We start from the raw sequence: 241 nt of genomic DNA, 5'->3' as shown, positions 1-241 counted from the left end.
AAAAGGCGGCACGTTCGTTTTCAACAGTGTTAAGGCTAATGGAACAATTTCCAGACTACCTATTTTTACAAACACAACCGCAGCTCTATGCCTATGTGAAAGAAGACTACCCAGAGCTTTATGAACAAATCAAAGCACGGATTCAAGAAGGGCAATGGGAAGTAGAAGGCAGCATGTGGCTCGAGGCTGATTGCAACATTCCGAGCGGCGAGTCGCTTGTACGCCAGATTGTGTTTGGAAA

Annotated in this window: 1 protein-coding gene; it reads left to right on the top strand. The window is 45.6% G+C overall.

The features are described from left to right. On the top strand, positions 1–241 hold a 241-nt coding region (locus CHH91_RS18940; RefSeq protein ID WP_141234245.1), incomplete at both ends, for a glycoside hydrolase family 38 N-terminal domain-containing protein.

This window comes from Virgibacillus sp. 7505, from assembly GCF_002272135.1.
GTDB lineage: Bacteria > Bacillota > Bacilli > Bacillales > Amphibacillaceae > Terribacillus.
The sequence above is the reverse complement of the archived record's forward strand: the minus strand, read 5'-3'. Positions and strand labels throughout refer to the sequence as shown.